Below are 24,504 nucleotides of genomic sequence, written 5' to 3'. Positions count from 1 at the left end.
GAATCAAAGCCCATGCAGGCCATAGACATGGTCTGCATGGGCTTCTTTCATGGTTGTCCGGCATCTGCCAGCAGCCCGTCTTCGATGTGAAGTACCCGGCGGCACTGCTGCGCAATGTTCTTGTCATGAGTGACCAAGAGAATGGTGACCCCGGTGTGTGACAGGGCGGAAAACAACTCCATAATCTCTCCTGCTGTTTTCTGGTCTAGGGCTCCGGTGGGCTCATCGGCTAAGAGAAGCTTTGGGTGATTGATGATGGCCCTGGCAATGGCCACCCGCTGCTTCTGTCCGCCGGAGAGCTGGGAGACCAGCGTGTTGAGCTTGGACTCCAAACCTACTTGGGTTAGTACCTCCTGAACCCGTTGTTTGCGCTGGGAATAAGAGAGGTGGGCAGATTGGTCGAAATATAGAGGTAAGGCTACATTTTCTATGACGGTCCGCTGGGGCAGAAGTCCGAATTCCTGAAGGACAATGCCGATGTACTGGTTTCGAATCCTGGCCCGCTTGCGTTCGTTGAGGGTGGAGACCTCTTGACTGTCCAGATAGTATCGGCCGCTGGTGGGGACATCCAAACAGCCGAGAATATGCAGCAGCGTACTTTTTCCGGAGCCGGAGGTTCCAACGATGGCACAGAACTCTCCTTCCGAAATGTCCAGACAAATTCCCCGAAGAGCTTCCACCTGGGCCTGTGTATTCGGAGCATATGTTTTAGTCAATGATTCCAGATGTATCAGCGCCATTCTTGCCACCTTCTGATGATATCGATGGGCTGCTGCCGATGCATGCTTCTCCATGTCAGTGTCATGGGGAGGCCAAACAGGGCGAGCAGCAAAAGCGTGGATGTTACCATAGTCGTTCCTTGCAGTGCACGACGCCAAGAGAGAAAGAGGCAGGATACGGCAACTGCACCCGCGACAAGGATCAGGTCGCTTCCTGCCTGTATGAGCATGCAGCTTCGCCAGTTCGCCCCACAGAGGTAATACAAGGCATAGGTGCGGAGCTGTCGGTGTATGGAAAGGTAGATTTGCACGGAAAAGCCGATGATACACAGCAACAGCATGGCTCCACACATGAGTATGGATCGGTGCATAGCTAACATGGAGGACAGCAAATATTCGTCCAGACTAGCTTGGGCGGTGAAGACGGTACCTGTGGTGTTCAGCGCAGCATCGCCCCCCTCTTGGGACAGATACAGGTATATACCCGTAGGCTGAAACCAGGATGCCGACTCCGGGGTACATACCAACAGCATGGAGGTTGGCTGACGCTCCACAGGGGTGATCGTCCCCATGGCGAAGGGGAGTACCGGCATCCAGTCTCCCTCCAAAACCCCGGCCACTGTCACCTCCAGCGTTTGGGCCGATACACCCCATAACTCCAGCTCTAACTGACTGCCTAGGGGGTACTGCTGGGCCAAACTACGGGAAATATAGGCCTGCGTTTTCTGGGGGGTGGCCGGGAGTTGAGAGACAAAGGGGAGTGACAGGGAATCCAGCGTTTCCTGAGATATGGGCTGACACAGGACGGACTGATCCAGGACCGGGTCGTAGCAACTGTCGGACTGTAACACTTGGCCGCAGTCAAGAAAGCTCTCTAGAGGCTCGGCTGCGGGCGTATCGGTCCACATCAAGTTGCTTACTCCCATACGTTGTGCCCAATAAGCCGTTTGCAGCGTGGGAAGCAGCCGCACCATCAAAATATTGCAGGAGACAAGTACCAGTGCCATTTGTATCATCAGTTTTAGGGCATGTCTAGGATGGTCCATGAGGCTGGCCCACATTTGTCCAAACATACATTCACCCCCTGTGAAGCACTGCTGCGCAGCGCAGGATACGGCCCCAAAACCATGCCAGTATGGACAGAGACAGAACATACACGGCAGTGGCAGCGATAACGTACACCGGGCTTATGGGCTGGAAGAAATGCAGCCACGCCCGCAGAGGGTATGCGGCATGGTACAGAATGGCCCCCACGCCATATCCGGCAAAGATCAGAAGGATGATAGGTAGCCAAAAATTCACGCGGAGCATGCCTGGTGGAATGCCGCAGATGCGGTAAATGATGAACTCGTAGCTTCTCCGCCGCAACAACTCACCAAACAGCTCATGGGACACCAGCAAACAACAGGACAGAAGTAGTATACACAGGATGAAATCGGTGAGCAGTGTATTCATATCCATCTGGGAGAAGGCGTCAGCCTGACATTGGGGAGCTGCGTCGAGAGAAACCAGAAGACTCACCCAGGCTTGTCGATCCGAATGGGATAGGGGATGCGAGAAGGTGACTGTGGAGACATTCAGGGCCAAAACTGAGCTGTGCAATGCCAAAGCATAGGGGGCATAGAGGTCTGTTCCGCGGCAGAGGCCCACCACCCGGAGAGATTCTCCGCCCAGGAACATAGTGGAATCCGGGGGATAGACTTTGCCCAGAGAACTGTTCTCCCCCAGTACCACCACAGCGGCGCCGTGCTCCAGTTCCTCCTGGGAAAACCAGCGACCCTGGACCAGTTCTGGCGTTGCAGGTTCCGAATCCACCGTAAGTATATCGCTACGGGTATTGTCTAGAATGGCTACAGCTTGGAAGGCGGTGGAGGTCTCCGGGCTGAGGTCGATCGTTGCCTGGGAGGACAAAGAGAGATCGGACACGGATGTTACCGTCCCAAAGGATTGATGAAAGAGCACTTCGTCCAACTTCTGATTTCTCTGACTGGGTTGGGGGATGGGGAGTAGATTCAAGTTCCATACCCGCTCCGCTTTGGCCAGAGAGGAGGAGTCCTGGATGGCATTTTCCAGAGCTGTTAACAGCAACAGCATGGATGTTACGGTGACAGCGAGGGTCACCAGAAGAAGGAGAAGAAAGCGCCATTCTCGGCGGAAAAAGTACAAAGTCCAACGAATGCTTTGAGTCATATCAGCACCCAATCTCCAAACGCTCACCGAAAGCGGGCCAAAGGCGAAGAATGAGCCGCCCCACACACCAACCGATGAGCATAGCAACGACAAAATAAATCAAATCGATTCCGGTAATCGTGTGCCAAGTCCGGGTAAGAAGAATGATGATGGTCCAGTGTACCAGGTAGTAGGCCACGAATATTCCAGTATACAGGAGAAAACGAGTGATCCTTCTAGGAGGTCGTAACATCAGGGTCAGCAGAACTCCGGGCAAAAGGGCAGGGAGGAAGAACCGATTGGCCTCCTGAATTTCCAACATATAACTGGGATGCTCGAGGAGGGTGAGTAGGTTTTCCTTAAAGTATGGGAAAAAGACCTGGGAATAATTAGGGAATTGAGCCAGGGGATCCTCCATTCCAAGGGGGAAGTCAAGAAGCGCAGAACAGCTAGCCTGGTACATAGTTAACACTAAGGCGGCCATGCCGACCACCCGCAGCCGATTCTGGGTTCTTTTATATTCTCGTATACAGAAGAACAGGAGAAATACCCCGCAGATCATGTGGGTAATCAGCCCACGGCCCAAATATGTATAGGTGACAGGCATGAGAAAAGACCCCCTTATGACAAAAATCAGCCAGCTTGAGCAAAGAGATGGATGTTACCTCGGTATGTGTAGCTTCCGGTATTGATAGACCGAGTGGAGTAGGCGAAGGCGTGAGAGGCCAACATTCCTGCCAAGAGAAGGCTGGCGATCACTTTACTTGCGACGGATGCTCTTTTATTCGTAAATGTGCTCCTTGCTGTGATTGTAAATGACTCCAAACTGCTCTAAAAAGTGTCTGTAGGAATTGTACATGGGAATCACCTCATATGCCCTATAAATTTGGATGCTTTAACAAATTATACCATGGAGCAGAGAGGAAGTAAAGGGCAATTTTTGATAGAAAATATTGTCTAACTTTTGGGGGTCACTTCAGTTCGGTTCTGCATCGTCTCAGATGGGGAAAAAACACAAGTTTACCAAGAAAAATAAATGATCTTTTATGGGTAAAAAGCCCTCGGCAGAGTTTTCCCGCCCGGGGGCGGGAAAATAAATTGAAATCCGTTTTTTTCGGGGACATGTGCATCGGAAAAAACACCTCTCAGCCCGCCAGTGTGGCCTTGGGTCGTCCTTTGACCCAAGGGTGCATGCAGCGGGCTGCAACTTTTTCCGAAATATGCTTGCATATTTCGGAGGGCTATCCGCCCAAGTAAGCCTTCTTTACGGATTCATCATTGAGCAGCTGGGCGCCCGTGCCAGTGGAGACAATCTTGCCCGTCTCCAGCACGTAGGCCCGGTCGGCCACGGACAGGGCCATCTGGGCGTTCTGCTCCACCAGCAAAATGGTGGTGCCCGCCTTGTGGAGAGAGCGGATGATGTCAAAGATCTGTTCCACCAGGATGGGGGCCAGACCCATGGACGGCTCGTCCAGCATCAGCAGCTTGGGGTTGGACATGAGGGCTCGACCCATGGCCAGCATCTGCTGCTCGCCGCCGGACAGGGTGCCCGCCACCTGACGGCGGCGTTCGCTCAGGCGGGGGAACAGCTCATAGGCCCGTTCCAGACCACCTGCCACGGTGGACTTGGGTTGGCTGTAAGCGCCCATCTCCAGGTTCTCCTCCACCGTCATCTGGAGGAAGACCCGGCGTCCCTCGGGGACCTGGGCCAGGCCCTTGCCCACCAGCTTGTGGGCGGGGTGGCCCATGACATTCTCCCCCATAAACTCGATGGAGCCGGTGCGGGAGTGGAGCAGGCCGGAGACGGTCTGCAAGGTGGTGGTTTTACCCGCCCCGTTGGCGCCAATGAGGGTGACGATCTCGCCGTCATTGACCTCAAAGGACACTCCCTTGATGGCGTGGATGGCGCCGTAATAGACGTTGATGTCGTTGACCTTCAGCATGGTCTTAGCCCTCCTTCTGTTTGCCCAGATAGGCCTCGATGACCACCGGGTTGTTCTGAATCTCCTCGGCGGTGCCCTTGGCGATGATCTGGCCGAAGTTGAGCACGCAGATGCCCTCGCAGATACCCATGACCAGGTTCATGTCGTGCTCAATGAGCATGATGGCAATGTGGAAGGTGTCACGAATTTTCACGATGTTTTCCATCAGCTCCACCGTCTCGGAGGGGTTCATGCCCGCCGCCGGCTCGTCCAGCAGCAGCAGGGAGGGGTTGGTGGCCAGGGCCCGGACGATCTCCAGCCGCCGCTGGGCACCGTAGGGGAGGGAGCCAGCCTTGTGACCCGCCAGGTCCTGCATGTCGAAGATGGACAGCAGCTCCATGGCGCTCTCGTGGGCCATTTTCTCCTGTTTCCAGTAGTTGGGCAGGCGGAGGATGCCGGACAGGGCATTGTATCGGGTCTGGTTGTGGAGGCCAATCTTCACGTTGTCCTCCACGGACAGGTTGTTAAACAGCCGGATGTTCTGGAAGGTACGGGCGATGCCCATGCGGTTGACCTGGGCGGGAGTCTTTCCGGCGGTGTCCATGCCGTCCACCAGGATGGTGCCCCGGGTGGGGTGGTAGACCTTGGTGAGCAGGTTGAACACGGTGGTCTTACCGGCGCCGTTGGGGCCGATGAGTCCGGCGATCTCGGTGCGGCCCACGGTGATGTTGAAGTCCTTCACCGCCGCCAGACCGCCGAAGTCGATGCCCAAGTGGCTGCACTCCAGAATGGGGGACTTGTACAGGTCACGCTCAGGGATGATGGAGTGGCTGGGGACGGGGACCATTTTCCCTTTTTCAAATACCTTTTTAGCCATTGACGGCGGCCCCCTTTCTTCTCTTGGGAATCACACGGCTCAGAGCCGCCTTGAAGCGTTCGTTGTTGGTGGCCAGCATCACCAGGATGAGGACCACGGCGTAGGCCAACATGCGGTAGTCGGAGAATTCACGCAGTGCCTCGGGCAGGACGTACAGCACCACGGTGGCGATGATGGAGCCCCAGATGTTGCCCAGACCGCCCAGCACCACGTACACCAGCACCAGGATGGAGGTGTTGAAGTCGAACTGGTCGGCGCTGACGCTGGAGTAGTTCAGGCCGAACAGCGCGCCGGCCGCACCCGCCAGGGCGGCTGAGGTGACAAAGGCGATGAGCTTGTATTTGGTGACGTTGATGCCCACGCTCTCGGCGGCAATGCGGTTGTCCCGGATGGCCATAACCGCCCGTCCGGTGCGGCTGCGCACCAGGTTGAGCACGATGATGAGGGTGATCATCACCAGCACAAACCCGGCGGTAAAGGTGGCAATGCGGTGGTTGCCAGCGGCACCCTGGGCGCCCTTGATGATCTGAATGGCGCCTTCCTCCAGGTGCAGACTGTCCATGGTCTTGGTGCCGTCAATGTTCAGGGCGATGTGGAGCCCGTTTTCATCCCAGCCCACCAGCAGGCAGTTGATGATGCCCTTGATGATCTCGCCAAAGGCCAGGGTGACGATGGCCAGGTAGTCGCCCCGGAGACGCAGCACCGGGATACCCACCACAAAGCCCACCACAGCGGCCAGAATGGCGCCCACTACCAGGGCCAGCACCAGCCGGACCAGCTCATTGGGTACAGAGCTCTGGAGGCTCATGGACACGATGACGCCGGAGAAAGCGCCCACACTCATAAAGCCTGCATGGCCAAGGGACAGCTCACCCAGAATGCCTACGGTGAGGTTCAGCGACACCGCCATACAGATGTAGCAGCAGATGGGGACCAGCATACCCGTCATGGAGCGGGTGAGCATTCCAGCGGACTGGAGCAGGGTCACAATCACAAAGGCGGCGATGACGCCCAGATAGGTGGCGTAGTCCACCTTGGTGATGGTTTTCATGTTTTTGAAGTAGTTTTTCATATCCGCCACCTCACACTTTCTCAGGCACGTACTTGCCCAGCAGACCGGAGGGCTTCACCAGCAGCACCACGATGAGCACGGCGAAGAGGATGGCGTTGGACAGCTGGGTGGAGATGTACGCCTGGGCCATGGACTCAATGATGCCCAACAGAATGCCGCCCAGGAAGGCCCCGGGGATGGAGCCGATGCCGCCGAACACGGCGGCGGTAAAGGCCTTGATGCCGGGCATAGAGCCGGTGGTGGGCAGCAGCACCGGGGAGTAGGAGCACAGCAGCACCCCGGCGATGGCGGCCAGAGCAGAGCCGATGGCAAAGGTCATGGAGATGGTGCGGTTGACGTGGATGCCCATGAGCTGAGCCGCGCCCTTGTCCTCGGAGCAGGCCCGCATGGCTTTACCCATCTTGCTGCGGTTGGTAAACAGGGTCAGACACACCATGATGACGATACAGGCGACTACGGTGAGCAGAGCCACATAGGAGATGCGCAGCTGGCCGCCGAACAAGGTCAGCTGTCCGCTGATGACGGGGGTGAAGTTTTTGGGGTTAGCCCCAAAGAGCAGCTGGGCGGCGTTTTGCAAAAAGTAGCTCACGCCGATGGCGGTGATGAGCACCGCCAGGCTGCCCGCCTCTCGCAGGGGGCGGTAGGCCAGGCCCTCAATGACAATGCCCAGCACGGTGCACACGGCCATGGCCAGCAGCACGCATACCAGCGTGGACAGCCCGGTAGCCACTGCCGAGGGAGAATCCCCCAACAGGGAGCCGCTGGCATAGGTCATGGAGTAGAAGGCCACATAGCCGCCTACCATGATGACGTCGCCGTGGGCGAAGTTGAGCATCTTGGCGATGCCATACACCATGGTATAGCCCAGGGCGATGATGGCGTAGATGCTGCCCAGACTGATACCGGTGATCAGGTATGATAGAAATTCCATAAGCTCTCGATCCTCTCTTTTTCTCCTCTATTCCAGGAGCCAGAACGGAAGGGGTTCCGTGCCGGCTTCTGGGATAGAAATACAGAGTGGCTGCCGGAGCCCGGCAGCCTGCCCTGTGTTTTATTCGGATTGGATGGTTGCGTCAGGGAGTGACGTAGGTGCCGTCCTTGATGATGACGGCGGCGGGGTCCTTGGACACGGCGCCGTTGTCGTCCCAAGTCATCTCAGACCCGGCGCTGGTCAGACCCACCACAGACAGATCGCCCATGGCCTGGATGAGGCCGTCGCAGATCTCCTCGTTGGACATGTCGGGGGTGACACCGGAGGCCTTGATGGCTTCGTAGAGGATGTACACGGCGTCATAGGCATCGGCGGCGAACTGGTTGGGGGTCTCGCCGTTGTGACGCTCTTTGTACTCGTTCACGAAGTTCTGGGTGGCCTCGTCCTGGGCGTCGGCGGAGAAGGGAGTCAGCAGATACACGCCCTCAGCCAGAGAGGCATCGAAGCCGTCAGCGGTCAAAATGCCGTCCATACCGTCCACACCGAAGAAGGTGGGGGCGTAGCCCATGGCGTTGGCCTGGGTCAGAATGACGGAGGCGGGGGTGTAGTAGATGGGCAGGAACAGCAGGTCAGCTCCGGCGGACTGGGCGCCGGTGAGCTGCACGTTGAAGTCGGTCTGGCTGGAGCTGTCGAAGGTGCCCTCATAGACCACGTCCATGCCGCGGGTCTTGGCCTCGGCGGCGAAGGTGTCCCGGATGCCCTGGGAATAGGGATCGTCATTTTTATAGATGATGGCGATCTTGGCGTCGTCAAAGTGCTCGTCGATGTACTGGGCGGAGCGGCTGCCCTGGTTGGAGTCGGTGAAGCACACTTGATAGGTGTTGTCGTTACCCTCAATGACGTCGTCACCGGAGGCGGAGGGGGTGAGGGTAAACACCCGGTCCTCATTGGACAGAGGAGACACGGACAGGGCGGGCTTGGAGGTGACAGTGCCCACCAGCATCTGCATGCCCTTATCCATCAGCTGGTTGTAGGCGTTGACCGAGGTCTCGGGGTCGTTGACGTCATCGGCGGAGATGAGCTGGAACTGGATGTCACCGCCCAGGGCGTTGATCTCATCCACAGCAATCTGAGCGGCGTTGACCACGTTGGTACCGTAAATGGCGGCGTCTCCGGTGAGGGGGCCCACCACACCCACGGTGAACACGTTGGAGTCGCTGCTGCCTGTATTGTCCTTGCTGCCGCAGCCGGCCAGCATACCCATACACATGGCGCCTGCCATGAGCATCGCTGCAATCTGCTTCTTTTTCATTGTAACAACCTCCCATTTTACCGATTTAACACGCTGCAAGAGAATCGGTAAGATTGTTGACAATTATAGACCTGGGTCACAAGATTGTCAACCTATAAAATAAACAATGACCGTCCACGTGGGACGGTCATTGTATTGCATACTGACGACAAAATGTCTTAGATTACCAGGCCGCCGTTGGGAGCCAGCACCTGACCGGTGACAAAGGAGGCCCCATCCGAGGCCAAAAACAGGGCGCAGGCGGCGCATTCCTCCGGCGTTCCGATGCGGCCCAAGGGGGTCTCGTCAGCTAGAGCGTCCAGGTCTTCGGGGGATAAATGGGCGTTCATCTCGGTGGCGATGACGCCGGGGGCAATGCAGTTGACCCGAATGTTTGAAGGGCCAACTTCCTGTGCTAAGGCCTTAGTATAGGCAATGACGGCACCTTTTGTGGCGGAATAGGCCACCTCACAGGAGGCCCCCACCTGGCCCCACATGGAGGAAACGGTGAGGATGCACCCCTCTTTGCGGTGGACCATGTGGGGGAGTACGGCCTGGCAGCAGTAGTGCATGCCGTCCACGTTGACCCCGAAGAGGGTCCTCCACTGCTGGGGGTCAATGTCCGTCACCAGACCCACATGGGACAGGCCAGAGCAACAAACCAAAATGTCAAGTTGACAAAATTTTTCTGACACATTGTCAACCATGGTTTTGGCCTGGACGGGATCGGACAGGTCGGCGCACACCTCCAACACGGGCACGGAGAGGGCGGAGAGCTCCTGGGCCAGGGCGTGGAGCTTGTCCACGTTGCGGTGGGCGTGGATGGCCACGCCGTACCCGGCCTGGGCGAAGGCGCGGGCGGTGGCGGCGCCGATGCCGCCGGAGGCGCCGGTTATCAGGGCGTATTTCATACGATCACCTCGGGATAGAATAAAAAAAGTATAACATGAAAAAAAGGTGTTGACAAGAAAGGGAGTATTATGTATAATAGCATTCGTTCCCGTGAGCAATGGACGATTAGCTCAGCTGGTATGAGCACCTGCTTGACGTGCAGGGGGTCACAGGTTCGAGTCCTGTATCGTCCACCATAAAAACCGCTGTTTTCGAGAGAAAACGGCGGTTTTTCTTTACTTTTTCGAGGTGTTTACAGGGTGAGCCCTGACCACATATTCGTTTTGACCACAGTTTAGTCACAGACAGGAAAAATAACGCTTTGATTCCAGATCAGAGAGAAATTCAAATTGATGGGGCGATTTTGGTTGTAAAAATGCCTCTGGTTTGCTATACTGAATGAAGAGAGGAGGCGCTGACGATGCCGGAAATCAGTCTGTTCTATGGAATCAGGGTCACCATGTTTTACAGTGACCACAATCCTCCCCATTTTCATGCGGAATACGCCAGGAACAAAGCATTGGTGGACATTCAGTCTGCTTGTGTGATTCGGGGCGCACTTCCATCTCGGCAGTTGAAGCTGGTCCTGGCGTGGTGTGAGCTGCATCGGGACGAACTGATGCAGAACTGGGAATTGGCCAAGGATGCCAAGCCTCTGAATCGAATTAACCCCCTGATCTGAGAAAGGAGGCCGCTATGGAGTTGATCCCAAAGGTTGTCCAGGCTGTGGCTGGACAAAATTACTCTGTCTACGTCTATTTTCACGATGGCACCGTGCGGCTTCTGGACGCATCCCCACTGGTGCAAAAGGGTGGCGTGTTTGCACCCTTGCAGGATGCCGACTTCTTCCGGGATCGGCTGACCGTCTTAAACGATACGGTGGCGTGGGATGTGGACGGAAACCGAGATCCTTGTACCTGTATTGATCTTGACCCATGCCAGCTGTATGAGGCCTGTCCCATTGTAGAGGATCCCCTCAGAGAAGCGATTTAAGTTAAATATTGATACAAGAGCCACCCTCCAGGAGTATTTTATCTGGAGGGTGGCTTTTTCTCAGCTTGCTGGTTTCTTAGCTCGGAGGAGGGCCAGTTCCTGTTTCATCTCTGTGATCAGTGTTGCCAGCTTCTCCTCACACTCCGCCTCCGTGGGGGCGTAGATGTTCCGGGCCATGCGCTTGCCGTTGACCTTGGGGGAGTAGCGTCCCTCCCAGAGGTGGTCGTTGATCTGGGTCACACAGCCGGTTCCCGGCTTGCGGTATTTGCCCTTCACCGCCTGGAAGGGGACGGCTGTGGCTGGTCTGCTGGGCTTTGGATTGGGGGGTGGCTCCACCCCGGCAATGCCCCGGTCGATGCGGTCTGCGGCTCTCTGACGCATTTCATCGCTGACATGAGCGTAGACGTATTGCAACTACATCAAGGTAAATTTCTTTTTCGTCTGTCGGCACCACACTTGCCACGTCGGGAGATAACGGTTACAATGGTGGTAAAGAAAGGGGGCTTGTGTATGGCAACAATCCGATGTCCGCACTGCGGCAGTCCTGTCACGGTGCGGGGAAACCGCTGGGAGTGTGGCTGGTGTGGGGATTTTGGGAACATTTCCTCTCTGTTTCCATCTGAACAGGCCAAGCTGGCCACCAAAAAAAGTACACCCAAAATTACGTTGAGTTTCACCGTCTCTGTGGAGGACACTACGCCTCCGCCACGCCATTTTACCCGCACAGAATTGGTGGATATGGTGCGCCGCTGGGACTTCTCCGAAAACGAGTGGGCCTGCCGGGATCTGCTGATTGCGGACTTCCCCGATGCTGTCCGGCGATGGACGGCGGAGGAGCTGGAGGATATGGACGCCCAGGATCTCCTATGTGAAGTCGGTGACAGCGACCCCCAGACCGCAGTTCAGATGATGAAGCTGCTGTTGGACACAGCAGGAAGCCACCTCCAGGAACCGGAGGTGGCCGAGCAGCTGTTGAGATGGGATATGTGCGATCTGTGCCGAAATCAGTTTGTTCAGGTTCCTCTTTTGAAACAACTGAAACATGATGACCGTCTGGCCCGCCAGCTATTTCAGAGCGCCTATGTAGGGGATATTCAGGAAGATTTGTTGGATGCGTGTGACTGGTTTGGGGAAGCAGAGCTGAAAAAACATCTCTATTCTCTTTTGACTCAAAATCGCTATTTCGAAGGATTTGACTAAATGGAATAACCCGGCCTGTGTCAATTCACGGGCCGGGCCTTCCTGCTTTTTGCGAGGTTTTCTTATCTTTGATAACAGTGTACTAAAATCGTTCTGTAAACGGCGATAAGGTACAACTCTGCCGATATGCACGAACTGCGCCCATCCGGGCAAAGCTGCTGAATCAGTTCCTTCAACCGTCTTATTCCATGATTCCCTCACCGTGCTCCAGCATGAAGCGGTCAAAATCACTGGTATAGAGCTGATCCTGCACAATGCGGTATTTCTCAAACTCTGTTTCTGCGTGGATTTTCGCCATTTCCGCCGAGATTTTCCCTGCATCCTGCAACACGTCCCGATCCCACATGGTCAAAAACCCATTTAGACGCTGTTCCCAGTCCGCCATGGTCATGGGGATTTTCCGTTCCGCCTGAATTTCCGCCAAATCCAGATAAGCGGATACCAGCCGTGACAGCTGGTGCAGCTCTTCTTCTGTCAGGTAGTTTTTTGCCACTACCACATCGGATTTATGAATTTTTCCATCGGGGTATCCGTCCCAGTTTGTCAGCCCCATATGCTCTTTCTCGGCATCCGCACGGTTGTAGACCACCTCTGCCGCTGTCTGCCCATGGACGCTGTAATGCAGCTTGTTTTGTATCGCTGCAAAAAATCTGCGGGTGGCTTTGGCGCTGGGGTCATAGTCCAGCGCAGTGGCATAGATATCGGTGATTTTTTGATAAAACTTTCGCTCAGAAAGACGGATCTCCCGAATTTTCTCCAGCTGTTTCTCAAAGTATTTCTCGGTCAGAACCGTTCCACCGTTTTTCAGGCGTTCCTCATCCATCACCCAGCCCTGGATGGTATAATCCTTGACGATTCCGTTTGCCCATTTGCGGAATTGTACGGCTCTTTCATTGTTGACCTTGAAGCCCACGGAAATAATCATGGGTAGATTATAGTGATTTACTTCACGATTCACCTGACGGGTGCCTTCTGTTTGAACTATCCGGAATTTCCGGATAGTTGCCGATTCTTCCAATTCAGCATCAGAATAGATTTTTTTGATATGGTCGTTGACCGTTCTGACATCCACATCATACAGTGTGGCCATCATTTTTTGCGTCAGCCAGATATTTTCATCCTCATACCGCATTTCAAAGCTCTGCTGTGTATCACCGGTGGCGGCTACAAAGGTCAGGTACTCTGCAGCAGAAGAACGAATCAACTTATTTTCTTTGTCCTGCATGGAGTTACACCTCAATTTCGCTGCTGTGGATGTAATTGCAAAGGTTTTCCGAAATATAGCGATAGAACATGGTGACCAGCACATTTTAAGGTCACACTCGTCCACAGCTTCCATAGTTTGTTGGCGATGGTCCAGATGGCATGGTGCAGCTCGTCCCGCTCCTGCTCTTTCTTCACATCTCCACAGTCGGTTCCTCTTGTTTTCTCTATTATCACGGTGGGGAAGTGGTCGTTTGACTTTTCCCATGGTCAGTTTTGGATTTTCTACAATTTATTATTATATTATGTACTTTGGTGTTGCACAAGGGGCAGTTTTGTGTCCGTAATGGTCCTATAAATAGGGCTGATTTAGTGGTTGGCTGTCTTATTGAGCGAGGTTGAAGTCCAGATGACGAAGTTGCCGCTGGATGCAGCAGAAAGCCCCCTCCAGAACATAAAACTCTTCCAAAAATTGCATTTATTCGACAAGTGTGTTAAAATCGACATAGCAATTTAATATTTGTGTATTTGAGCGGTATAAATTTCTGGTACAATAAGATAAGGTCCAAATTATTGGTCATCCCATGTGATATAGTTAGGTAAACACCACATTAGATCAATCGGACCCCATTATTTCCGCTCTAAGTATTCTACATATTTATACCCAAACAACACAAGGAGCGACAACAATGGGAAATGATGCTATTCCTTCTTGGAGTGGATTTAACTATCAGGGGAAAATGGCGATTTTATGTGCATTGCAAGAAATCAACAAAAACAATAGCGTAGATGAATATAGTATCGAGCTTGAAAGGCAAGAAGATTTCGCCATTTTGCACAATGACACAACACTTGCTCTGTATCAGGTGAAGGCTGTACTCTCTCAAAAGAAGCATCGTTATTACACAGTTTCTTCATCAGAAGAAAGTGTTGCGCAAAAACTTATCAGACACAAAGCTGAATGTGGAAATTATATGGCTCAATGTTTTTTAGTCTCTGCGATTGACATAGTTGATTGGAACAATAAAGACAACACATATCGTAACCATATTAAATTATATCAATATAATGGGGAAACGGTTTCTATTGTTAACTGTTCAAATTGTATTCGCGAAGAAATTAAACTATATCTGACCAAATGCAAAGAAACACCTTTCGTGGTAAATGACGAAACCGTATATACTATATACGCCAAGCTTTGTGTTTTTTTAGAAAGCAAGGTTGCGATGATGCACAATCAGAATTCCCGTGACAGAAACTATCGAATCCTATTGACTGATTTTGTTAACGTCATGAAGGATACAGTGATTTCTGGGTATGAGCAAATGGAATTCTGTAAAAGGGAAGAAATATACAGGTATCTGGGAGAAATCCTCAGTCATCTGGTGCCTAATTATTGCGAAAATGACTGTCCAGAGAATCGTTCTTGTAACCCCGAGTGCGTTATACACCGCCTTGAAGAGGAGTTTTCACGACTAAACGACATTCGGAAATATATCGAGGTTATCAATCCTGGAGTTAATAAATGGTCAGAATTCGATTATGTATCACACGCATCAATCGATGCTCTTCGCAAACATATTGTGTACCCGTTTCATTGTAGCCGCAACGCTGATGGAATAAGAAGACAGCATGATGGTATCATCTTCGAATCTCATCTGTCACAAGCGAAAAACAAGTTGGTTCTCCCTACCCTTTTATCTATTGGGGCAAATACACAGCGATCCTTGGAAACTACACTACAAAATATTAAAAATAATATTGACATTCAACCTTCAATTGCTGGAAATACGCTCTTAGCTGCAATGGATACCGACATTATGGTAGATTTGCAAAAAGACTGCATTTGTAGTCGATGGACTATTGCTGATGTCCAGGCAATTGGCAACCCTTATGCAGGAACAGAAATTGTTTCAGAGCAAAGATTTTTAAAGGAGTTAAAGAATGAACGACATTAATTTAAGTTCGTTTTTAGATTGGATACGCCAAATAAATGGTGGCAACATAGTGCCTGAAATCCCTGATGAGAAAAGTGAAATTTCGTTGCCAAGCAAAAATGTTGCCCTCTATTTCCAACCTTTAGCCAAAGGTGCAAAGTATTTTTTCTTTGCTGACCTAGGCGATACCCAGAACATAGAGGAAGCTATTGCTGATATCGAAAGTATTACCATTCATAAACGCAGCGAGTGGATCGCCGGGGAGGGCCCACACCCCAGTGACTCATATATTATATATTTTTGGGAAATTCCTGACTTTACCGAAAATGTGAGTAAAGAGATTATAAAGTTAGAAGAAAATGAATTTACATATAAAAAATATGTTTTTTATTATACGCTGTCAGAATACGAAGCTTTTTGTAAATGGCTCGGAAATAAAACAGACAATAAACTCAACCAGAATATTCTCCGTACAATTAAAGGCGAGAATATAGAGAGCGCTGCAATGTCTTTTTTGTTGAGGCTTTTAATCAAAATACCTTGCATTCCATTATCTTTTCAAGCAAATGAGCTGCCCGACTATGATGAATTGGTGGTGCAGAATATACTAGGGATTCAAGATAATGAACAAAAAAACAGGGCAAAGGATTTAAACCAACTTCTTTTGCAGTGTTGGGATGAAAATTTATCGCCTGAGGAAATAGCAAATAGAATCATCGACGATTTTGAGGAATGAAAATGACCTATTATAATATCAAAAAGCTCTCATACAGTAACTTTAAATATGTAACAGCTGATTCACCTGCTGTTTTTGATTTTTCAACTCCCGGCAGAGGAAGTTTAACAATTCTCGATGGCCCTAACGGATACGGGAAAACAACTCTGTTTGATGCAATTGAATTGCTACTGACCGGAGAAATCAAATCTTTCAGAGAAGATTTAAAAAGTCGTGGAAGTGATAACTATAGTATTTTAGCAAATGATCCTAAAAAGCCAATGAAATTCGCGATTGATTTTCAGGATAGTGGTGGCAAGATCATTCATGTGGAGCGTCAGCTGGATTACGGATCAAATGGTACACCAGATGAAATAAATACACTCACAATAAATGGTGAGCCATCTAACACGATCGAATTACAGAATTTATTGCATTTCACTCGAAACTTGTTTGACTTGGGAATTTACATTTCTCAAAGAGAATCGCTTTCTTTTCTCCAAAACAAGTATAAAACTCGTGGACAAGAAGTTGCCGAAATACTAGACATTTCGTTTATACAGAGGAAAATCGATGTATTGCAAGAGACGAAAAAATGCTTAAATTACCGATTAGATAATATAAAAAGCGATTTTTCTCAGCGAGAAAAACAACTAAATGAAGATATTGACAGACTAAAACAGCAAATTCAAATGCAAGGCCAAAGCGGGATACAACCTACATATGAAAGATTATTCTATAACGATGAGTATGACTTTGATAAACAAGAAATTGACGTAAGTGCGTCTTTCGATTCGCTCATCGAGCCTGTAGAGCTCCTTAAAAGGTTTTCTGAAAATTACGAGAATTATCAAAACATGCGGTTTAATCTGCGAATTGATAAACTAGTAAAGTGGAACCAAAACGACTATCTCGCTCTTTATTATCGAAAATTTATTAAATTTTTGAAAGAGAATGCAAAACAACTTGACAAGCTAAATCTAATACAAAAAGCGGCAAATAGTCTACAAAAAGGTGAGTTTTCACCAGATTGTTCGGTTTATGAAAGTTTTGGTATTAGCAACACAATGATAACAAAGTTGCAAAATTTAACATCACAAGTTCAGGCAATCGAAAAGCAATTAGGCAATCGTGAGTCTGCTCTGCAAAAAATTATTGATTCTCGAGTGAAGTTTATATCCACTTACACAAAGCAACAGGAAAAAGCTGATTTAGAAAAGAATGTCTGTCCGTTATGTGGAACAAAGGTCGATGATCTTTTGTCCGCTATCAATATTGCAGAAAGAGAACTAAGTCAGGGTACATCCGACTTACAACAAATGCTCCTTCTCCTTAAGCAAGAGCAAATTGAAGCCGGGAACAATATACTAAAGTGTTTTGAAAATACATTACAAGAAAATCAGTCGTTAATTCAACTTCAAAACATCCTTAGCAGAGTAAAAGACTTGGATACTATAAAACTAGAGTATGAACTGAAACAGGTCGGAGTTGGTTCTTTTGAATGTGGAAGCGACGCATGTTCTATGGACGAATTTACTCGATCTTTGCAAGAATTGCTGGCCCAATTATCAAAAATGCGCCGAAGATGTACGACCAATTTGTCTCGCCAAGATATGATTAGTTTTGGCGATTTACACAATCGGTTTTATGAGGGAAAAATAAGGCCCCACTCACCTGACTCTTTTCAACGCAAAATTGAGTATATTGGCTATCAATACACTCAAAAAAGCCGCACAAAAATTAAAAATTCCGAGGATTTGTTGTGCGAAATCAAGAAAAAGTACGATCGGGCGGAGCGCTTTTATAGTGAAAAAATTCGCACACTGGAAGTTATTTTAGAGAAGCATAAAAAGGCACAGAAAACATATAACAATGCAATACAGCAAGCGTTAAAAGTCCCAATTTTTATTTTTAGCGGGAAAATCATTCAGAACTACCCGCTGGGGCTTGGAATTTATGCGGAGATTAGCAGCGCTAAAATTATTCTTAAGCCAGAAAACAAGGTCGATGATGTGTACAATGTTTTAAGTGCTGGCCAATTGAATGGGCTTGCCCTTTCCGTTCTACTGGCTGTACACACCGTATACGGTAAATCGTCGGGATTAAATATGCTGTTAATCGATGATCCTTTACAAACCATTGATGAAGTGAGTGCAATATCGCTTACAGATCTATTGACAGAACAACTTAACCAAGGGCAGGTAATGATATCCACCCACGAGGATCAGAAGGCAAAGTTGTTCCAATATAAATTCCTGCAAAGCGGATACGACGTAAAAACCATAAATATGCAAAGCATTTATTTGGCGCAATAGAGCGATTTTAGCTAATGGCTTGTTCTGCTACAGGGACCTAGCCTTCGGACAGGGATATATTCTTCTTTGTTAACAGCGTACTAAAAACCACAGAGGAGAGAAAAGCCATTGCGGTTGCTCCTTGGCTGGCCGAAGAAATTGACCACACAACCAGTCACAGACAGCCGTGGAACACGTGGAAACCTTGTGAGCGGAAAGTGCTGAAAAGCAAATGGAATGAAATAAAAAGCACTGGAAATAAGCCGAAATTATTAGAAAAAAGTACCCATGACGCTTGACGTGCAGGGGGTCACAGGTTCGAGTCCTGTATCGTCCACCACAAAAACCGCTGTTTCGAGAGAAAACAGCGGTTTTTTTCTTTTGCTGTCATATTGTCTTTCACCATAGTTCAGACACCGTGAGACCAAGTGCCGCCCTCCAGAAGTGTTCCTTCGGAGGGCTGCTTTCTTCTTTTACACGGCTTCTGAATCATAGCCATCGCCCTATCCTAAGTTCCCACCACTCCCAAACGGCACATCTTTATACCATCTTAATGTGCGGCTTTACATGTTAACACTCTCTTTAGACCGGATGTGGATAATGAAGGTATAAAGGAACCATAAAGACGTATTAAGACGAAGAAAGAGAGGAGACTTATGTGGCGGCGGTTGCATAAAAACAATAAGTCCCCGTTCCGGGTTATTATTTTTGGATTTTTTCTGGTAATTTTGGCGGGAAGCCTCCTTCTTATGCTTCCCATTTCCTCGCAACAGGGGGTGGTGACCCCGTTTTTGGACGCTCTGTTTACCTCCACATCTGCGGTGTGTGTCACGGGATTGGTCATTCATGATACAGCCACCTACTGGTCCCAGTTCGGGCAGGTGATCATTATCCTGCTAATTCAAATTGGAGGGCTGGGTGTGGTCACCGTGGCGGGGGCCTTTGCCATTCTCTCGGGACGAAAAATCGGTCTGATGCAGCGCAGCACCATGCAGGAGGCCATTGCAGCTCCCAATGTGGGCGGTATTGTCCGCCTGACCGGATTTATCCTGCGGACGGCATTTGCAGTGGAACTTTTGGGAGCCGCGCTGTTGTATTTGGTGTTCAGCCGGGAGTTTGGCCTACTCCAAGGGGCGTGGTACGCCCTGTTTCACTCCATCTCGGCATTTTGCAATGCCGGATTTGACCTGATGGGGGTAAAGGCTCCGTTTTCCTCTTTGGTGGACTATGCAGGCCAGCCAGTGGTGTCCTTGGTGATTGCCCTGCTGATTGTGGTGGGCGGCATCGGCTTTTTGACATGGGAGGACATCCGAACCAACCGCTGGCATGTTCACAAGTATCGGATGCAGAGCAAAGTGATCTTGACGGTGACGGGAATGTTGATTTTGCTCCCCACTGTTTACTTTTTCTTCTTTGAATTTGCCGGAAAGCCGCTGGGCGAGCGGGTGCTCTTGTCGGTGTTCCAGGCCATCACCCCCAGGACCGCCGGATTCAACACCGCGGATCTGACCGCCATGAGCGAGACGGGTCAGTCCATGATTACCATGCTCATGCTGATCGGAGGTTCCCCCGGGTCCACCGCAGGCGGCATGAAGACCACGACCCTGGCGGTATTGTTGGCCGGTGCCATTGCTGTGTTTCGGCGCAGGGAGAATCCCCACTTTTTCAACCGACGTGTGTCCCAGGAAACCGTGGTGCAGGCGTCAACGATTTTGATGATGTACCTGACCTTATTTTTGACTGGAGGGCTTATCATCAGCAGGATGGAGGGCTTGCCCATCCTCACCTGTCTGTTTGAGACAGCGTCCGCCATTGGAACGGTGGGGCTCTCCTTGGGCATTACGCCGCAACTGAGCTGGGTGTCCCATCTGATTCTCATTGCGCTGATGTTTTTTGGACGTGTGGGCGGGCTGACCCTGATTTTCGCCGCCCTGTCCCGGACCCAGGGGAACGTGGCCCGGCTGCCCCAGGAACGAATTACCATAGGATAAAGAGATGAGGGAGAACATATGAAAACCGTTTTGTTAATTGGATTAGGCCGTTTCGGACGGCACATTGCCATGAAGCTCAACGAACTGAACCAGCAAGTTATGGCGGTGGACAAGGACGAAGAAAGGGTCAACGCCATTCTGCCCTTTGTGACCAACGCCCAGATTGGAGACAGCACCAGCGAAGACTTCCTGATCTCCCTTGGGGTGCGAAACTATGACCTGTGCATTGTAGCCATCGGAGACAATTTTCAAAGTTCTCTGGAAACGGCGTCCCTGCTCAAGGAGCTTGGGGCGAAAAAAGTGGTGGCCCGAGCAGGCCGGGACATTCAGGCCAAGTTCTTGCTGCGCAATGGCGCCGATGAGGTGGTGTATCCAGAGAAGCAGATGGCAAATTGGACCGCCATTCGGTATACCTCCGATCACATTGCCGATTACATCGCCCTGGGGGATGACCACGCTATTTTCGAAGTGGAAGTGCCCAATAGCTGGGTGGGGAAGAGCATCGGCCAATTGGATGTGAGAAAACGCTACCATGTGAATATCATGGCCATCAAACAAAATGGAAAGTTCTCCATGACCGTCATCACACCGGATATCAGCCTGCCTGTCAACAGTACCATTTTGGTTTTGGGAACCCAGCGGGATATCCAGAAGTGCTTTCACATTTAAGGAGCGATATGTAGAGAAAGCCATAGGTCGAGAGGAGGGGAGAAGATGAAAGAACTGCTTTTATTGGGTGTCATCCTTCTTTTTTGTGTGGGTGTGTATTTTGCCATTGATGGATTGTACAAGTTTCTGGACAAAGTCCGTAAGGATAAGATCAAGCGCATGGAGTAACTGCCCTCCACAACTTTGCCCACAACCTCAAGGGATTTGTGCTATAATACACCTGTTTGAGAGGAGGGAATGCCATGGATGCGGTTGCATCGGCGGGGCATGCCACCGGAAGAAAACAGGGGAAACTCACGATTTTTGCCAGCTATTTCTCCGGCGCTGGGAAGAGCTATGCCATGCTGGAATCTGCCAGAGAGGCCAAACAGGCAGGGCTGGACGTGGCCATTGGCATACTCTCCGATACCCAGTGGCCTAAGACTACGGCATTGGCAGAGACGTTTGAGGTATTGCCATGTAAAAAAGTGGCCAGGGATGGGCACATAGCGGATGAAATCGACTTGGATGCCTGCCTCCAACGGCACCCTCAGCTGATTGTGATTGAGGATCTGTCCCACTGGAATGCGGATGCCTGCCGCCATATGAAGCGCTATCAGGACATTGAGGAGCTGCGGAAGGCGGGAATTGACGTCTATACGACCTTGGACATTTACCACATTGAGAGCATTCAGGACACGGTCTTTTCCATCCTGGGCACTTCGGTGCCTGAGCGCATTCCGGACCGGGTATTTGACCAGGCAGATCAGGTGGAGTTCATCGACCTGGAGCCCCAGCGGCTCCGACAGCGGCTGATGGATGGACACAAGGAGGCGCTGCTGGAAGGCTGCTCCCTGTCACAGCTCAGCGCCCTGCGAGAGGTGGGCCTGCGCCGCTGTGCGGATCGGGCGGCTCTGTACACCCATGAGAAGATGCAAACGGAGTATCGGACCCATGAGCACATTCTGGTGTGCCTGTCTTCCGCCCCCTCCAATGAGAAAATCATACGCACAGCGGCCCGGATGGCAGGGGCGTTTCGGTGTGGATTTACCGCGTTGTTTGTGGAGACCAAGGCATTTCAGTGGATGAATGCTCGGGATAAGCAGCGACTTCAGGGCAATATGCGTCTGGCACAGCAATTGGGGGCCTCCATTGAGACGGTGTATGGCGATGATGTGGCCTATCAAATTGCGGAGTTTTCCCGCCTGTCTGGCGTGACGAAAATTGTGCTGGGCCGTAGTGGGATACCCCGTCGGCTGTTGCTGAGAAAGACATCGCTGACGGAACGGCTCATTGAGCTGACGCCAGAACTGGACATCCATATCATTCCGGACAATGGAGTGAATCGCCTGCTGGATACCAAACACCGGGAAGTGATGCATATGCCATCCATTTCCGTGCTGGATCTGTTGAAAAGTGCAGGGATTCTCATCCTTGTCACACTCATTGGCCTGTTATTTTATAACTTCGGCTTTACAGAGGCCAATATCATTACGCTTTATATCCTGGGCGTCATGTTGATCTCAGTTTACACCAGAAGCTCCATTTGCAGCTTCGTTGCCTCCATTGCCAGTGTCCTGACCTTCAATTTCCTGTTCACGGTACCCAGATTTACCCTGCAAGCCTACGACAGCGAATACCCCATCACCTTTCTCGTGATGTTTCTGGCCTCTCTGCTCACCGGATCCTTGGCATCCAAGCTAAAGTCCCATGCCAAACGGTCGGCTCAAGTGGCGTGGAGGACCAAATTGCTGTTTGAGACCAGCCAAAATCTGCAACGAGCCCACACCCAAGAAGAAATCATTTCCGTGACTGCCAAACAGCTGTTAAAAATCTTCCAGCGGGATATTGTGGTCTATTCCATAGATGAGAGCGGGCTTCTGGAGCCGGAAATCTTTCTGGTGGACGAGGCAGCATCTCCCCAGCGCTACACCACCGCCAAGGAGCGGGAGGTGGCCCAGTGGGTGCTGTCCAACAACAAGCGGGCGGGAGCTGGGACAGAAACCCTTCCCGATGCCCGGTGCACCTATCTCTCCATCCGCACCGGGGAGCGGGTGTACAGCGTGGTAGGCATTGCCGCCTCGGATAAGCCGCTGGATTCCTTTGAGTCCAGTATTCTCCTCTCCGTGTTGGGAGAATGTGCCTTGGCCTTGGAAAACCAAAAGAACGTAGAGGAAAAGGAAGCCGCTGCCGTGCTGGCCAAGAATGAGCAGCTGCGAGCCAATCTGCTCCGCTCCATTTCTCACGATTTGCGCACACCCTTGACCTCCATTTCGGGAAATGCCAGCAATCTGCTCTCCAATGGACCGCTGTTTGATGCAAAGACCAAGGAGCAGATGTACGCCGACATCTATGACGATGCCATGTGGCTGATCAATCTGGTGGAAAATCTGCTCTCGGTCAGCCGATTGGAGCAGGGGCGGATGAACCTGCACCTGAGCACTGAGCTCATCGACGAGGTGGTAGCAGAGGCGCTTCGGCACATCAATCGGAAGCGTGCGGAATACCACTTTCATGTGCAGAGCAGTGACGATTATCTCCTGGCACAAATAGATGCAAAGCTGATTGTCCAGGTCCTCATCAATATCCTTGACAATGCCATGAAGTACACCCCGCCCGGGTCGGATATTGAAATTGGGTGGAAGCAAGAGGGGAAGTTTATTTACATCTCGGTGGCAGACAATGGCCCCGGAATTCCCGACCAGGCAAAGCCCCATATTTTTGACATGTTTTACAGTGCATCCAATCAGATTGCCGACAGCCGCCGCAGTATGGGATTGGGTCTGGCGCTGTGCAAATCCATCGTGAATGCACATGGAGGAGAAATCATGGTGAGCGATCATAAGCCCCATGGCTCCATCTTTACATTTTCGGTACCAGCCGGGGAGGTAGAACTACATGAATAAACCATTGATTCTGGTGGTGGAGGACGATACGCCGGTGCGCAACCTCATCACTACCACCTTGAGAGCCCATGACTATCGCTTTCTCACGGCATCCAACGGAGAGACAGCGATTTTGGAGGCATCCTCCCACAACCCGGAGATCATCCTGTTGGATTTGGGCCTGCCCGACATCGACGGGGTGGAGGTCATTCACAGAATTCGTACCTGGTCCAACGTGCCCATCATCGTCATCAGCGCCCGCAGTGAGGATACCGATAAAATTGATGCCCTGGATGCTGGTGCAGACGATTACCTGACCAAACCCTTTTCGGTGGAGGAACTGCTGGCCCGCCTGCGGGTGACGCAGCGACGGCTGGCTGCGTTGCAGCTGGGGAACGTGAGTACCGAGGCGGTGTTCACCAACGGAAAGTTAAAAGTGGACTATGCCGCGGGCTGTGCGTTTCTGGATGGCCAGGAGCTGCATTTGACCCCCAGCGAGTACAAGCTTTTGTGTTTGCTGTGTAAAAACGTGGGCAAGGTGCTGACCCACACCTTTATCACCCAGCAAATTTGGGGGAGAAGCTGGGACAACGACGTGGCTTCCCTGCGGGTGTTTATGGCCACCCTGCGCAAGAAGTTGGAAAAAGAGCCTGGTTCGCCCCAGTATATTCAAACCCACATTGGCGTGGGGTATCGCATGATGAAAGTGGAATAGTTGGTGCAGAAAGCCGCCCTCCAGAAGTGTCCTTCCGGAGGGCGGCTTGTT

General features: G+C 51.2%; 24 protein-coding genes and 1 tRNA gene. 12 read left to right on the top strand and 13 right to left on the bottom strand.

Annotated elements, in window-relative coordinates:
• Positions 1–47: 47 nt before the first annotated feature.
• From B5F98_RS04440 to fabG, 10 genes are all read right to left on the bottom strand, one after another.
• Positions 48–740: an ABC transporter ATP-binding protein gene (locus B5F98_RS04440; protein ID WP_087232647.1), complete on the bottom strand. Its 693-nt coding sequence runs from the start codon at positions 738–740 to the stop codon at positions 48–50.
• Positions 731–1,792, bottom strand: coding sequence for a hypothetical protein (locus B5F98_RS04435; RefSeq protein ID WP_087232650.1), 1,062 nt, complete (start codon positions 1,790–1,792; stop codon positions 731–733). The genes B5F98_RS04440 and B5F98_RS04435 overlap by 10 nt, the downstream gene beginning before the upstream one ends.
• A 4-nt stretch (positions 1,793–1,796) precedes the next feature.
• Positions 1,797–2,909, bottom strand: a complete 1,113-nt coding sequence (locus tag B5F98_RS04430) for an ABC transporter permease (protein ID WP_087369851.1) — start codon at positions 2,907–2,909, stop codon at positions 1,797–1,799.
• 1 nt (position 2,910) lies between these two features.
• The gene (locus tag B5F98_RS04425; protein WP_087369849.1) at positions 2,911–3,495 is read right to left on the bottom strand and encodes a hypothetical protein; all 585 of its coding nucleotides are present in this window, start codon (positions 3,493–3,495) and stop codon (positions 2,911–2,913) included.
• 634 nt (positions 3,496–4,129) lie between these two features.
• Complete coding sequence (locus tag B5F98_RS04420) at positions 4,130–4,831, bottom strand: ABC transporter ATP-binding protein (RefSeq protein WP_087369846.1); 702 nt, start codon at positions 4,829–4,831, stop codon at positions 4,130–4,132.
• A gap of 4 nt (positions 4,832–4,835) precedes the next feature.
• Entirely contained in the window at positions 4,836–5,657 is an 822-nt protein-coding gene (locus B5F98_RS04415; protein ID WP_242954919.1) for an ABC transporter ATP-binding protein, read from the bottom strand.
• A gap of 22 nt (positions 5,658–5,679) precedes the next feature.
• Positions 5,680–6,759 (bottom strand): branched-chain amino acid ABC transporter permease, encoded by a 1,080-nt coding sequence (locus tag B5F98_RS04410; protein WP_087369844.1) that lies wholly within the window; start codon positions 6,757–6,759, stop codon positions 5,680–5,682.
• Positions 6,760–6,769: 10 nt separating this feature from the next.
• Complete coding sequence (locus B5F98_RS04405) at positions 6,770–7,690, bottom strand: branched-chain amino acid ABC transporter permease (RefSeq protein ID WP_087369842.1); 921 nt, start codon at positions 7,688–7,690, stop codon at positions 6,770–6,772.
• A 142-nt stretch (positions 7,691–7,832) separates the two neighbouring features.
• The gene (locus B5F98_RS04400; RefSeq protein ID WP_087369841.1) at positions 7,833–9,002 is read right to left on the bottom strand and encodes an ABC transporter substrate-binding protein; all 1,170 of its coding nucleotides are present in this window, start codon (positions 9,000–9,002) and stop codon (positions 7,833–7,835) included.
• A gap of 158 nt (positions 9,003–9,160) precedes the next feature.
• The gene (gene fabG / locus B5F98_RS04395) at positions 9,161–9,892 is read right to left on the bottom strand and encodes a 3-oxoacyl-ACP reductase FabG (protein WP_087369839.1); all 732 of its coding nucleotides are present in this window, start codon (positions 9,890–9,892) and stop codon (positions 9,161–9,163) included.
• 100 nt (positions 9,893–9,992) lie between these two features.
• Here fabG and B5F98_RS04390 point away from each other — a divergent pair.
• From B5F98_RS04390 to B5F98_RS04380, 3 genes are all read left to right on the top strand, one after another.
• Positions 9,993–10,069 (top strand) — tRNA-Val (locus B5F98_RS04390).
• 224 nt (positions 10,070–10,293) lie between these two features.
• The gene (locus B5F98_RS04385) at positions 10,294–10,554 is read left to right on the top strand and encodes a DUF4160 domain-containing protein (RefSeq protein ID WP_087369837.1); all 261 of its coding nucleotides are present in this window, start codon (positions 10,294–10,296) and stop codon (positions 10,552–10,554) included.
• A gap of 14 nt (positions 10,555–10,568) precedes the next feature.
• The gene (locus tag B5F98_RS04380) at positions 10,569–10,865 is read left to right on the top strand and encodes a DUF2442 domain-containing protein (protein WP_087257302.1); all 297 of its coding nucleotides are present in this window, start codon (positions 10,569–10,571) and stop codon (positions 10,863–10,865) included.
• Between the two features lie 60 nt (positions 10,866–10,925).
• Here the strand turns inward: B5F98_RS04380 and B5F98_RS04375 are convergent, their stop codons facing one another.
• Complete coding sequence (locus B5F98_RS04375; protein ID WP_206418089.1) at positions 10,926–11,246, bottom strand: hypothetical protein; 321 nt, start codon at positions 11,244–11,246, stop codon at positions 10,926–10,928.
• Between the two features lie 12 nt (positions 11,247–11,258).
• Between B5F98_RS04375 and B5F98_RS04370 the strand changes: the two genes are divergently transcribed.
• Complete coding sequence (locus tag B5F98_RS04370) at positions 11,259–12,065, top strand: hypothetical protein (protein WP_143482733.1); 807 nt, start codon at positions 11,259–11,261, stop codon at positions 12,063–12,065.
• 181 nt (positions 12,066–12,246) lie between these two features.
• Here B5F98_RS04370 and B5F98_RS04365 read toward each other — a convergent pair whose 3' ends face one another.
• The gene (locus B5F98_RS04365) at positions 12,247–13,290 is read right to left on the bottom strand and encodes a virulence RhuM family protein (RefSeq protein WP_087369833.1); all 1,044 of its coding nucleotides are present in this window, start codon (positions 13,288–13,290) and stop codon (positions 12,247–12,249) included.
• Positions 13,291–13,301: 11 nt separating this feature from the next.
• On the bottom strand, positions 13,302–13,466 hold the full coding sequence (locus tag B5F98_RS12915) for a hypothetical protein (protein ID WP_158099776.1): 165 nt from the start codon (positions 13,464–13,466) through the stop codon (positions 13,302–13,304).
• A 491-nt stretch (positions 13,467–13,957) separates the two neighbouring features.
• Between B5F98_RS12915 and B5F98_RS04360 the strand changes: the two genes are divergently transcribed.
• From B5F98_RS04360 to B5F98_RS04330, 8 genes are all read left to right on the top strand, one after another.
• Complete coding sequence (locus tag B5F98_RS04360; RefSeq protein ID WP_087369831.1) at positions 13,958–15,226, top strand: dsDNA nuclease domain-containing protein; 1,269 nt, start codon at positions 13,958–13,960, stop codon at positions 15,224–15,226.
• The gene (locus B5F98_RS04355; protein ID WP_087369829.1) at positions 15,213–15,941 is read left to right on the top strand and encodes an ABC-three component system middle component 1; all 729 of its coding nucleotides are present in this window, start codon (positions 15,213–15,215) and stop codon (positions 15,939–15,941) included. Before B5F98_RS04360 ends, B5F98_RS04355 begins: the two co-directional genes overlap by 14 nt.
• A gap of 2 nt (positions 15,942–15,943) precedes the next feature.
• A complete protein-coding gene (locus B5F98_RS04350) occupies positions 15,944–18,235 on the top strand; it encodes an AAA family ATPase (protein ID WP_158099775.1) in 2,292 nt (763 codons plus the stop codon).
• A 635-nt stretch (positions 18,236–18,870) separates the two neighbouring features.
• Positions 18,871–20,205: a potassium transporter TrkG gene (locus tag B5F98_RS04345; protein ID WP_087369825.1), complete on the top strand. Its 1,335-nt coding sequence runs from the start codon at positions 18,871–18,873 to the stop codon at positions 20,203–20,205.
• An 18-nt stretch (positions 20,206–20,223) separates the two neighbouring features.
• Positions 20,224–20,874: a TrkA family potassium uptake protein gene (locus B5F98_RS04340; RefSeq protein WP_087369823.1), complete on the top strand. Its 651-nt coding sequence runs from the start codon at positions 20,224–20,226 to the stop codon at positions 20,872–20,874.
• Between the two features lie 45 nt (positions 20,875–20,919).
• A complete protein-coding gene (locus tag B5F98_RS13440) occupies positions 20,920–21,042 on the top strand; it encodes a hypothetical protein (protein WP_275532474.1) in 123 nt (40 codons plus the stop codon).
• Between the two features lie 74 nt (positions 21,043–21,116).
• A complete protein-coding gene (locus tag B5F98_RS04335) occupies positions 21,117–23,759 on the top strand; it encodes a sensor histidine kinase KdpD (RefSeq protein ID WP_087369821.1) in 2,643 nt (880 codons plus the stop codon).
• Positions 23,752–24,453, top strand: coding sequence for a response regulator transcription factor (locus tag B5F98_RS04330; RefSeq protein ID WP_087369819.1), 702 nt, complete (start codon positions 23,752–23,754; stop codon positions 24,451–24,453). The genes B5F98_RS04335 and B5F98_RS04330 overlap by 8 nt, the downstream gene beginning before the upstream one ends.
• Positions 24,454–24,504 lie beyond the last annotated feature (51 nt).

It is taken from the genome of Pseudoflavonifractor sp. An44 (assembly GCF_002161675.1).
GTDB lineage: Bacteria > Bacillota > Clostridia > Oscillospirales > Oscillospiraceae > Enterenecus > Enterenecus faecium.
The sequence above is the reverse complement of the archived record's forward strand: the minus strand, read 5'-3'. Positions and strand labels throughout refer to the sequence as shown.

What these genes read in the sequence shown, in the direction of transcription:
- B5F98_RS04365 (WP_087369833.1), bottom strand. Translation starts at nt 13,290, where the DNA reads ATGCAGGACAAAGAAAATAAGTTGATTCGTTCTTCTGCTGCAGAGTAC.
- B5F98_RS04430 (WP_087369851.1), bottom strand. Translation starts at nt 2,909, where the DNA reads ATGACTCAAAGCATTCGTTGGACTTTGTACTTTTTCCGCCGAGAATGG.
- B5F98_RS04355 (WP_087369829.1), top strand. Translation starts at nt 15,213, where the DNA reads ATGAACGACATTAATTTAAGTTCGTTTTTAGATTGGATACGCCAAATA.
- B5F98_RS04425 (WP_087369849.1), bottom strand. Translation starts at nt 3,495, where the DNA reads ATGCCTGTCACCTATACATATTTGGGCCGTGGGCTGATTACCCACATG.
- B5F98_RS04415 (WP_242954919.1), bottom strand. Translation starts at nt 5,657, where the DNA reads ATGGTCCCCGTCCCCAGCCACTCCATCATCCCTGAGCGTGACCTGTAC.
- B5F98_RS04410 (WP_087369844.1), bottom strand. Translation starts at nt 6,759, where the DNA reads ATGAAAAACTACTTCAAAAACATGAAAACCATCACCAAGGTGGACTAC.
- B5F98_RS04385 (WP_087369837.1), top strand. Translation starts at nt 10,294, where the DNA reads ATGCCGGAAATCAGTCTGTTCTATGGAATCAGGGTCACCATGTTTTAC.
- B5F98_RS04440 (WP_087232647.1), bottom strand. Translation starts at nt 740, where the DNA reads ATGGCGCTGATACATCTGGAATCATTGACTAAAACATATGCTCCGAAT.
- B5F98_RS04380 (WP_087257302.1), top strand. Translation starts at nt 10,569, where the DNA reads ATGGAGTTGATCCCAAAGGTTGTCCAGGCTGTGGCTGGACAAAATTAC.
- B5F98_RS04340 (WP_087369823.1), top strand. Translation starts at nt 20,224, where the DNA reads ATGAAAACCGTTTTGTTAATTGGATTAGGCCGTTTCGGACGGCACATT.
- B5F98_RS04350 (WP_158099775.1), top strand. Translation starts at nt 15,944, where the DNA reads ATGACCTATTATAATATCAAAAAGCTCTCATACAGTAACTTTAAATAT.
- B5F98_RS04405 (WP_087369842.1), bottom strand. Translation starts at nt 7,690, where the DNA reads ATGGAATTTCTATCATACCTGATCACCGGTATCAGTCTGGGCAGCATC.
- B5F98_RS04330 (WP_087369819.1), top strand. Translation starts at nt 23,752, where the DNA reads ATGAATAAACCATTGATTCTGGTGGTGGAGGACGATACGCCGGTGCGC.
- B5F98_RS04345 (WP_087369825.1), top strand. Translation starts at nt 18,871, where the DNA reads ATGTGGCGGCGGTTGCATAAAAACAATAAGTCCCCGTTCCGGGTTATT.
- B5F98_RS04335 (WP_087369821.1), top strand. Translation starts at nt 21,117, where the DNA reads ATGGATGCGGTTGCATCGGCGGGGCATGCCACCGGAAGAAAACAGGGG.
- B5F98_RS04375 (WP_206418089.1), bottom strand. Translation starts at nt 11,246, where the DNA reads ATGCGTCAGAGAGCCGCAGACCGCATCGACCGGGGCATTGCCGGGGTG.
- fabG (WP_087369839.1), bottom strand. Translation starts at nt 9,892, where the DNA reads ATGAAATACGCCCTGATAACCGGCGCCTCCGGCGGCATCGGCGCCGCC.
- B5F98_RS04370 (WP_143482733.1), top strand. Translation starts at nt 11,259, where the DNA reads ATGAGCGTAGACGTATTGCAACTACATCAAGGTAAATTTCTTTTTCGT.
- B5F98_RS04400 (WP_087369841.1), bottom strand. Translation starts at nt 9,002, where the DNA reads ATGAAAAAGAAGCAGATTGCAGCGATGCTCATGGCAGGCGCCATGTGT.
- B5F98_RS04435 (WP_087232650.1), bottom strand. Translation starts at nt 1,792, where the DNA reads ATGTTTGGACAAATGTGGGCCAGCCTCATGGACCATCCTAGACATGCC.
- B5F98_RS13440 (WP_275532474.1), top strand. Translation starts at nt 20,920, where the DNA reads ATGAAAGAACTGCTTTTATTGGGTGTCATCCTTCTTTTTTGTGTGGGT.
- B5F98_RS04360 (WP_087369831.1), top strand. Translation starts at nt 13,958, where the DNA reads ATGGGAAATGATGCTATTCCTTCTTGGAGTGGATTTAACTATCAGGGG.
- B5F98_RS04420 (WP_087369846.1), bottom strand. Translation starts at nt 4,831, where the DNA reads ATGCTGAAGGTCAACGACATCAACGTCTATTACGGCGCCATCCACGCC.